Raw genomic sequence first — 9439 nt, forward strand, 5'->3', positions numbered from 1 at the left:
ATCGAGGGCGCCTCGCCGAACTCCCCGGAATTGTCCACATCATCACGGCGCTCGAATTCTACCGACTCGGCTGGTAATGCTCGTGAATAAGGCTCACTGACGGCGAATGACGTCCAGACTGGCCTGTTAACCGAAGGGTTGCTGGTTTGAGTCCATAAGAGATGGTCCTTCCGCCTGCGTTGGATGGTCCTTCGGCGCCTGTTGCGGGTGATCAGCTTGCAGCTGGTGCGACGCCAGTGCCCAGCGCGCGGCACGGATGGGAGGGCGAATGTGGGGCAGGGCAAAGCGGCAGGATTCAATCGCGCTGGACGGCACTGAACTGCGTCGAGCGGTCCACAGCGGAACCGTCACACGCCCGCCCGGCGGTGTTCAGGCGATCCGTTTTGACGCCAGCGGTGGGAGGAAAGTGGGAGGATCGTGCTTACGTCAACCGCGTCGTACTGCTCTGTACGGCAGCGAACGGAACCGTTTGGACCTGCGGTTTCACGGTTTCTGCTGGTGGCGCACTTGTTCGGGCGGCACTGGGGGTCAAGGGGTCGCAGGTTCAAATCTTGTCAGCCTGATGGTGAAGAGGGTCTTCGCAGGTCAGAGCCTGTGAGGACACTCTTTTTGTGATCATGGTTCGTTATTCGGAGTCAAGCACGCCGCTTATCGGCCCCTTGACTTCGGAGCTTGGACATTGCGCCTGCCGAAAATCTCATCCGTGCAGGTCAAGCAGTATGTCGATACTCGTGGATGGGTCCTGTCAGGCGGTCGTGTCGGCGTATGTTGAGGTCGGCTACCCGGTCGGAGTCGGTGATCGGTTGAGGGGCGGCGCGTAGCGGTGCTGCCTGGTTCATGGCCGGGTGGGGCCGGTGTGCATTGTAGTGCTGTTCAAACTCGTGGAGCGCGTGGTGGAGATGGCGCTCGTTCCAGATGCGAGTCCAGTCGAGGAGTTCACGGCGAAGTGTCTGTACCCACCTTTCTGTGATCGAATTCATACTCGGTATCGGGATGCCGCTGAGGACGATTTGTATGCTGGCGTCAGCGCGAATCTGGTCGCAGAGCTTGGGAAACTGGTCCCGAATCATGTACTTGGCGTGGGCGCCGGCGTCTTCCAGGCCCATCACGAGGCTCTTCGCAGCTTGGGTCACCCAGCCGGCGCTGGGATGTGCTGTGGAGCCGAGGATCTGTGCGCGGAGGCTGGCGTGCTCGATGACCGCAAGGATGTACTGGCGTTGGCTGGTCATCCATGAAGGGGCGGGGCCGGTCAAGGCTGTTTGTGCCCGGGGTTGTGGAGTGTTTTCGCGGTTTCCGGCTGGGTGTGGGAGAGCTGCGAGAAAGGCCCGGTCTTCAGGTGCGAATCTGATCTTGTCGCTGCCGGGCGTCCGAGGACAGTGATCTGGTGGCGCAGCGCCAAGATATCCGCATCTTTGGCGCGGTCGCTCATCGAGAGTAAGCGAAGCGCGGCGAAGGCGTTGGTGGCAGCAAGGTAGGCGAAAAGCAGCAACACGACCGATCATCATGCCGCTTGGATATCCGGCGGGAGACTGCAAGACCGATGACCTGGCCGGACGAGATTTCCAGCAGGCGCACCGCGGTAACGATCGGGATCATGGTCGTCTCGCCCACCACGAGCCTTGGCTCAAGAGGCCCGGATGGGTGCCGGGCCTCTCGCGTTGGGTGGCTGTCGGTTTTAGTTTGTTAGTGGGTGGGGTTCTCCGGTGAGTGCGGCGAGTGCGCTGGCGATTTCGTGGATGCTGGCTCGGGTGTAGGTGGTGGTGGTTCCGGAGTCGCTGTTGTTGGTGTGGCCGGCGAAGGCGCGGGCCACGGCGTAGCCGAAGTTACGTTCGACCCAGGTCAGCGTGGTGTGGCGAAGCCAGTGGATGCTGATCTGCTGGGTGGCGACCCAGGGGAGATGTTTGCCGAGTCGGGTAAAGAGGTGGTCGTAGCGTCGGGTAGTGATGGGGTCTGCGTTGGTGTAGCGGAGGAGTTGTCCGCCTGATGCGGCTGCGCCGCGTTGTTCGGCGTGGTCGCGGAGGTGGGGCATGAGGGTGGGGGAGACGGGCTGCCAGCGGACGGTGCCGCCTTTCTCGTGGAGCAGGCTCAGGCATTGGTCGGGGTTCCAGATCTCGGGGTGTGAGGGCGAGTGCTCCTCCCCGGCGGCAGGCTGTTTCGGTGTGCAGCCGAAGGATGAGGGTGTCGAGTACGGGGTCGTTGCCGGTGGTGGCGGCGACGTGGTTGATCTCCTCCAGCCGGGAGTCCGGCAGACCGCGGCGTGTACTGGGCAGCGGCGCGGTTTGGGCACTTTCTTCGCGGGGTTGTCGGCCTCGCTGATCACACCGTCGTCGACGGCATGGTTGTAGAGGCAGCGCAGGGCGGCGATGAGGTGCTCGGCGGCACCGCGTCCGCCGCGAGCGTTGCGGCGAACGACCACCTGGCTGCGGATCTTCTCGGCGAGCCGCTTGATCTCCAGCGGTGTCGGTTCGTCCAGTCGCCTCTCGCCCCATTCGGTCGCTACGCGTTTCCAGTAGGTGCCGTACACGCGCCGGGTTCCGGTGCTGACGGCGTCGGAGACCTGGGGGATGTACTCGGTGAAGGTCGGAGCGGGTGGTCGCGTGGATGGGGTGTTGACGAGGTCGTCCGGGCTGGGCGAGTAGTACCCGGGCCGCTTCGATTTCCTCTGGGCCGGCTCCGGATGTGATCTTGTTCTCGGTCATGCCGGCTCGCCGCCCCACACCGTGGCGTGCCGCTGCGCGAGGGCCTCGTCTACGGCGGGCAGTGGGTCGACCAGCAGCATGTCCCGCCGTGGGTCGGCGACCAGCAGGACCGAATCGCCTGTGCGGATGCCGCAGCAGGCGCGGGCGGTGGCCGGGATCACGATCTGTGGTGTGCTGGGCAGCCGGTGGATCCCGCTCTGGTCTGGTTGCAGGACGATCGCTCCCGCGGTGACCCGGATGGTCAGCCGCCGGGCCGGTTGCCACTCCAGCGTGTGCAGGACCGGTGTGGCCGCGACCCGGCCGGAAGGATCCACCCGCGCCATCCCGTAGGTCACCGGCAGCTCGCGGTGCCGGGCGATGACCGGCAGAGGCAGACCGTAGCCCTCGCCGCGCCCCGCGTCGGCCGGAGAGCCGCGGTCGGTGATCGCGGGCGGCACCAGCCCTGTGATGATCCGCTCACGCATGGCCACCGCCCCGGTGACCAGCAAGGATCCGGAAAGAACGCGGCTGCGGACGCAGAAAGCCGCGACGGCTGGAGCGCCGTCGCGACACAGTGTTCAAGTACTCGCTGCGATGGGGAAATATCACGCGTTTTTGTGTCCGAGGGGGGAATCGAACACATTTCCGTGGCATACCTGCGCAATGCAGGTGTTCATGCGACAGATCATAGCTGCGTCCCGCGATCAAGCGCTAGCCGGATTGCGCCTGCCGTTGCTCTCGAAAGTGCTTGCAATCCAAGGATTTTGGACGCATTTATGGCGTATGCGCCATTCCCTTTTGCATCGGCTGCGGGGGTCAAGTGGCTATCGAGACTGAGGCTCAAGCGGGCCTTCGACGAGGTCGTGCCGGGCGGCGAATAGAGACGTATGTTGTCCTGAGTGGAGGCCCTGCGGGTGCCGGTAAGTCATCTGGCCGGATTACAACCGTGATCGCAGTCTCTGGCCGCACCCGCCAGTCGTCCAGAGCCACCTCCTCCACGCTCCGCGCGAAGGGCGGCAGCGCGTCGGTGCGGGTGGCCGCAGGGGGCCGGATCACTCGCCTCGACATCCGAGTTATGGAGGACTCCGCCGATGGAGGAGGCAGGCAGCAAGGCCAGTGTGGGTGGTGATCTTGGAACACGAGCCGCAGGAGGCGATGGATCTGGGGTCGGGCTGCTGCCAGCCGACCGGGACGCCCGGCCGGGCGTGGCATTGTTGTTGCTGCCCGACACCTGGTACTGCTTCGCGGATACGCCGTGACCCAGCGCGGCCAGTCCTACTGGCCCTCTCTGGCCCTCGTGCTCTCTCCGCTGCACACGACCTGTCCCCGGCGTTGCCCCGCGGGTGGCTTGCCTCGTGTAGCTGCACAGGGCCGGGGATCAGCAGGTGTTGCCTGGTCGCACTGATCTCTGTACGCACCTGGCTCGTGTGATCGCGACGTCGGCGGCCCGCGTGCGTCGCAGAGGAGGTTGCGCACACACCACACGGTTTGTTCGTCCGCAGACCCGCTGGTACGGCGCGGCACTGAGATCGCAGCGCATCCTGCTCGCCCCTCCGAGTCGGAACCGAGGACACCTCCTCAGCGCAGGTGGGCGGGCTCGACGAACTGCCATAGCGAGTTGACCGCTCCGGTATAGGCGGACCGCGCGCCGGGTACGGGTGGCTTCCCTCGTTTTTCTGGAAGGCGCGATCGAGGGCTAGGAGAGGGCGCTATCATCGTGCGGTTGCCGGGCGTTCTGGTGTATCGAGCCCCAGTCTGGTGGCTACCGCGTCCGGGTCGTATAGCGTCCACGCAGGGAGCCGGACCGCGCGTTCATCGTTCTGGAGTGAGCTCAGCAGCGCACGGCGACGCAGCGTCAGGTGGAGGTGGCGTGCCGCTTCCGAGTCGTCGCTGACGCTGCCGTCGATGAGCACGGGGATGGCAATACCATTGCCGCGCTTGAGCACCGCGTCTGCAGGGTGTCCGTTCACTTTCACCCCCAACTTGACGGCGAGGTGCGGCATGTCGGCCACCAGATCGTAGAACTGCTGGACCAGTGCGTCTGGATCCTGGCCGGCCCCGTTCTCGCTTCGGTCTGCTGCTTGGGCTGCCCGAAGAAGTTCGCTGCCTGTTCCTCCTCGCCGACGCCATAGGTCTGCTGAGCCGACCACGATCAGGTGTGACCGCGCCCGGGTGATCGCCACGTTCCAGAGGTTGATTTGCCGATCCACCCAGCTGATCGCGCTTTGCTGCATGCCCTCGCCGGCGACGAGGGAGAAGACCATGGCGTCTCGTTCACCACCTTGGAACGTGTGCACGGTGCCGACGCGAACGCGGTCCTCGTTCTGCCAGTAGCGGCCGAGCTGGAACTGCTGAGCCTTAAACGGGGTTACCACCCCGATTGTTGCGTTTGCGGGAAGGTGGGCCAGCAGGTAGTCGACACACTCGCGGGTGGCCCGGACCTCGTCGTGGTTGACCCAGGAGGAACCCGAGCGCGGTCGGGTGGCTTTTCCTGCGGTGTCCCGCCAGGTCACGGCGGGCCGGTTCACAGCGGGACGGTCGCGGATGTCGGTGAGCACGGTGAGCTCACCGCCGTAGAAGAGTTCGTTTGAGACGGCGGCGATGTCCGGGTGGCACCGGTAGTGCTCGTCGAGTAGGAGGCTGCCGCCGCGGGCACGTTCGGCGGCGTGAAACGCGGAATGTCGACGTAAGGACAGCTTGCGCTTCTCGAGAAAAGTGGAGCTCACCTTGCTCCGGCGTCGGATGAGCGCCTCGCGCTCCGCAGCGATCGAGGTGATGTGCGGGAGTTGCATGACGTCGCCGATGATGAGCGCGCGTCGGGCTCGGAACAGCAGCGGAAGCACGTGCGGGATCGAGCACTGACTCGCCTCGTCGATGATCACGAGGTCGAATAGGCCCGGGTCAGGGGGAAAGCGCCGGACGGACAGGCTCGTCGTTGCCCAGCCACGTACGTGCGGAAGCACGGCGCGTAGTTCCGACCAGTCCCGCGAGTTGGTCGTGGTCGCTTGAACCAATGTGCGGATCGCGTGTTTGCCTGCGCTGACTGCCTCGGCTACTGCTGATCGCCACATCGTGAGGGACGCCTGCTGAACTCCAGAGTCGGCGGTGTTAAGCGATGCGGTGAGATCATCATCGGAGGGCAAGGTGTCTGCTGTGGTTCGGTAATGCCGCCACCGCAGTTCCGCGGCGGCGAAGTCGGCGAGGTGTCCGCACGTGACACTGCTCGCCTCGGTGGGGTCAATGCCGATTTTCCGCAACAGGCGGGCCCGGCGCCATTCGCCGAAGAAGCGAGCGCCGCTGAGCCGGCGTGCTCGGCGCTCCCATGCTGCCAGTGTGAGTCCTAGGCGTTGGCTCAGTGAGGTGACGGGCAGGCCGAGCATTTCGGCGTACTTTTGCCTGTCGGTTTCGGCATCGAGCAACCGGTGCTCGACCTCCGCGGTGTGAGCGAGGTCCTGTCGGGCTCGTTGCAGGCGTTTGGTGCTCCTGGTGTGCTCTGCGCTCGTCGTGGAGAAGGTGGTGATGTTCGGCGGTTTCGACTTCAGCAGGTGCTGGAGTGTGTTGGCTTCGCTCTGTCGGTAGTCGATATCGCCGGTGGACGAGCCGGTGCGTACCAGACTGTTTGCCAGAAGGCGTTCGCAGCGTTGCCAGACCTTATCGACCGCTTGATTGTTGGTCGAGGCGACCAGCACCGACTGGTGGTTGGCCATCGCGGTGGCGACGACGTTGGCGACGAGCTGGCTTTTGCCCGTGCCCGGCGGGCCGGTGGCCACCGTAAGCCGCTGCGTCGTGGTTGATCGCAGCACATCCAGTTGCGCATCGTTGGCAGGCAAGGGGGTGACCACGATACCGGGTGATCCCGACTTGTCCTCTGCACCGCTCAACAGCGCACCCAAGGCGGTCGCCGGGATGCGGTCGTGCCGTTGGGCGATGTATTCGAGGTCCCTGAGTAGATTTTGAGTGGCATCACCGGTGCGTGGCACCCGGACAAGGACCGCGGCGTTGCGTGCGCCATCACCGGGTGAGTGCGTGTCGATGCTGTCCTCGAGGAAGTCCGGACGCAGTTCCTGCACGCAGGGCAGTTCGAACTCCTGCAGGAGAAGGTTGCGGGCATCGGTTGCCATCCGGTCGTGCTGCCCGGCGTGCCATGTCGGTTGGTAGGTGTCGATGAGTTGGGTCGCCTGCTCCTTGCCGAGCCAGTCGGCCGCCAGCGCGGGATGTGGCACTACCGGCCCGTAGGGTCGCAGCCGGGCCTGTGCGCTGTGCTCGTCGGTTGTGAGCTCGACACGGCGCATCAGCAGGGGTGCGAACTGCGGGGCGGGCCACGCTTTGCCTCCACGTGGTGCGTTGAGCACGACAGTCGGGTACCCGGCCCAGACCTCAGCGTCCTGGTCGCGAGTGTGATCGAGGAATTCTGCGGCTTCTTTTGGAACTTCGGTGGTGCCGTCTTCGTCGAGGTCTCCGGTGAGGAACCGCTCCGCACCCGTGAGGCAGACGTAACTGCGGCCATGTTCAGCCACGGGCAACAATGTCGTCCGCGAACTTTCGCTGAGCACGCACTCACGGTAGTAGTCGATCAGCTCTTCCCACCCAACCGCGAGCTTCGACGAACTCGTGCCTTCTGCCACCGGCGCGGACCGCGTCGGATCGGTAACACGGGGCGCCTGTGTCAACGGCGCGAGCACCGGCACGGTCGCGCTTGCAGGACAGTCGGCGATCACGATCCGATCGTTGACGCCCAGCGAGGATTTGGTGGGAATCTGCCCGCCTCTTCCTCGCAACTGCCGATTGACGTACTCGAACAGATCATCGACCGAGACCTGCCCCGACCCGTCTTTGCCGGCCTTCCCAGTGCGCAGGGCCTCGACCACCGCGCCGGTGAACACCGAAGGGGCTGGGCCATCAGCCGAGTCCACGCCGGAAAAGGACACCTCCCGCGCGCCGGACGAGGCCAGGACGTAGACGCCGCGGCTGTTCAGCGGAGCGGATGCCGACGACTTCGCGGTTCCCCGCACGCGGTCGTCGGTGCGGAAACCGAGGGTGAAACCGCCGCTGAGGCAGCAGTCCAGCATCGCCACCTTGTGCGGCGCCCAGCACTCTTCGAGCCGTTCATTCACGAACCCCGCGCTGACCCCTGTCTGGGCGAGCCGGTCGGGATCAGTGTCGGAGGCGGCGAAGTAGAACTCTCCGGTCGTGTCGAGCAACCGCGTGCCGTGCCCGGTGATGTAAAGAAGGGCGAGCACGTCATCGCCGCAGCCCTCGAGAAATTCAGAAATCTCGACGCACATGTCGTCGGCCGTAAGATCGCCAACTACGCGAGCCGATTCGAAACCGCCAACATTGCGGTGTTCGAGCACCTGCCGAAGCTGCCACGTATCAACGCGGGTCGACGGCAGCGGTTCAAACCGGTCGTCCTGGTAGGTCTCGGTGTGGATCAACAGGGCCCGTCGCCGCAGTGGGCGGCGGCTCATTCGTCGTCCTCGGCGGATTGCATGAACTTCTGGACCAGCCGCTGCTGGCCCTTGTCGGGGTTGCCGGTGATCTCGAGTGTGTCGTCGCCCCGGGTAATGCGCACCTTCCGGTGGCGTTCCTTGCGGCACCACTCAGTGATCGCCGTCGTGAGCAACCTGGCGAGCGACCTCGATGACGCCATGCCGGCACCCGCGGAGACAGCGATCAGAGCGAGGTCAGTCAGCACACCGCTCTTGCTTCCGGGAGTGCTCGCGCCTCCTTGTGCCAAGTCCACTGACACGCCCTCGAGGCTGGCGAGATCGTCGCGTAGCGACCGTGTGAGCCGTTCCTCCCGGAGCGGATCACCACCGGCCAGAACCTCAATCCGGTAGGCGCGCTCGCTCTCTCCCATACCGACCTCTCGGCTTGATCCGCGTCCAAACGACCAAGATCGTAAAACGCGCGCACCGATTCTCGCGCCCGTTCGCACAACAGTCGCCCATATGGAGCAGACACAGATTCCGGCGGTCCTCCAAAGCACAGCTTCTTGCGGGAATCACACCCGCTCAGTCAACGGGCGTGTGCACGGAGCTGGGGTTAAGTAACGGGGGGAGAGAGATCTCCGCGTCGTGAATGGCGTACCGACCAACCACGCATGTTCATGGTGCAGGTGTGTATCCCGGCAGTAGCCCTTGCACTAGCATGTGAAAAGCCTCACATGTTGCACGTATTGTGAGGGAAACGACGTGCCCGGCGGCGTATCCAGCACGTGCACATACTCGGTAGCAAGAAGATGCTGACGATCGAGTGACGTTGAAGGATCCACCGACAGGCGGGCAGACAGGCGCTTCCATTGGTGGTGAGTTGGAACGGTCGATGCTCCAGGCGGCAGGCGGCAGGCGGGAGGGCCGGGGTGGAAATCTCCACCGTGTTAAAGCAGCTCGAGGAATTGGCCACGGTCACGTTCCAGTCAACACCTCATCTTGCAGGGAAAACGCGGCGCGCAGCCAAGAAGATCGACGCCGAACGAGCCGAGGCGGGAAAACCGCCGCGCGAGCGGAAGTTCGACCTTGCTCCAGTTCCGGAGACGAGACAACTCCAGGGCATGTCCCTCTCCCCATGGGAGCTGCTGCACACACTCGCACGTGCCACCGCGTTGGCCGGGCACGGTTCGTCCCGAGCGCTCGCCCAACACTGGAACTGCCTTCGATACCTCACCCCTCTTTGTCAGGATGAGATGAGACACCTGGTGTGAGTACCGGGTACCAGAGCGAGGGCGGGATCGGAGATCCTGATAGCCGTGTCCACTTCAT

8 protein-coding genes are annotated in these 9439 nt (G+C 64.5%); 2 read left to right on the forward strand and 6 right to left on the reverse strand.

Annotated features, from left to right (window positions below; all coding sequences use genetic code 11):
- Nucleotides 1-710 precede the first annotated feature (710 nt).
- The 4 genes from ACWDKQ_RS33670 to ACWDKQ_RS33685 all read right to left on the reverse strand — a co-directional run bounded on the left by ACWDKQ_RS33670 (nucleotide 711) and on the right by ACWDKQ_RS33685 (nucleotide 3163).
- Entirely contained in the window at nucleotides 711-1229 is a 519-nt protein-coding gene (locus ACWDKQ_RS33670; protein ID WP_450142806.1) for an integrase core domain-containing protein, read from the reverse strand.
- 20 nt (nucleotides 1230-1249) lie between these two features.
- On the reverse strand, nucleotides 1250-1492 hold the full coding sequence (locus tag ACWDKQ_RS33675) for a hypothetical protein (RefSeq protein WP_450142807.1): 243 nt from the start codon (nucleotides 1490-1492) through the stop codon (nucleotides 1250-1252).
- Between the two features lie 183 nt (nucleotides 1493-1675).
- Entirely contained in the window at nucleotides 1676-2524 is an 849-nt protein-coding gene (locus tag ACWDKQ_RS33680) for a site-specific integrase (RefSeq protein WP_450142808.1), read from the reverse strand.
- A 171-nt stretch (nucleotides 2525-2695) separates the two neighbouring features.
- Nucleotides 2696-3163: an AbrB/MazE/SpoVT family DNA-binding domain-containing protein gene (locus ACWDKQ_RS33685; RefSeq protein WP_450142809.1), complete on the reverse strand. Its 468-nt coding sequence runs from the start codon at nucleotides 3161-3163 to the stop codon at nucleotides 2696-2698.
- A 606-nt stretch (nucleotides 3164-3769) separates the two neighbouring features.
- Here ACWDKQ_RS33685 and ACWDKQ_RS33690 point away from each other — a divergent pair.
- Nucleotides 3770-3937: a hypothetical protein gene (locus ACWDKQ_RS33690; RefSeq protein WP_450142810.1), complete on the forward strand. Its 168-nt coding sequence runs from the start codon at nucleotides 3770-3772 to the stop codon at nucleotides 3935-3937.
- A gap of 453 nt (nucleotides 3938-4390) precedes the next feature.
- Here the strand turns inward: ACWDKQ_RS33690 and ACWDKQ_RS33695 are convergent, their stop codons facing one another.
- Together ACWDKQ_RS33695 and ACWDKQ_RS33700 are read right to left on the reverse strand one after the other, a co-directional pair.
- A complete protein-coding gene (locus tag ACWDKQ_RS33695; protein ID WP_450142811.1) occupies nucleotides 4391-8146 on the reverse strand; it encodes a caspase, EACC1-associated type in 3756 nt (1251 codons plus the stop codon).
- The gene (locus tag ACWDKQ_RS33700; RefSeq protein WP_450142812.1) at nucleotides 8143-8538 is read right to left on the reverse strand and encodes a hypothetical protein; all 396 of its coding nucleotides are present in this window, start codon (nucleotides 8536-8538) and stop codon (nucleotides 8143-8145) included. The genes ACWDKQ_RS33695 and ACWDKQ_RS33700 overlap by 4 nt, the downstream gene beginning before the upstream one ends.
- Before the next feature lie 501 nt (nucleotides 8539-9039).
- On the opposite strand from ACWDKQ_RS33700, the gene ACWDKQ_RS33705 reads away from it, so the two are divergent.
- Nucleotides 9040-9381 carry a hypothetical protein gene (locus ACWDKQ_RS33705; protein ID WP_450142813.1) on the forward strand — a complete coding sequence of 114 codons (342 nt, stop codon included), beginning with the start codon at nucleotides 9040-9042 and terminating at the stop codon, nucleotides 9379-9381.
- Nucleotides 9382-9439 lie beyond the last annotated feature (58 nt).

The organism is Saccharopolyspora sp. NPDC000995 (assembly GCF_053599315.1).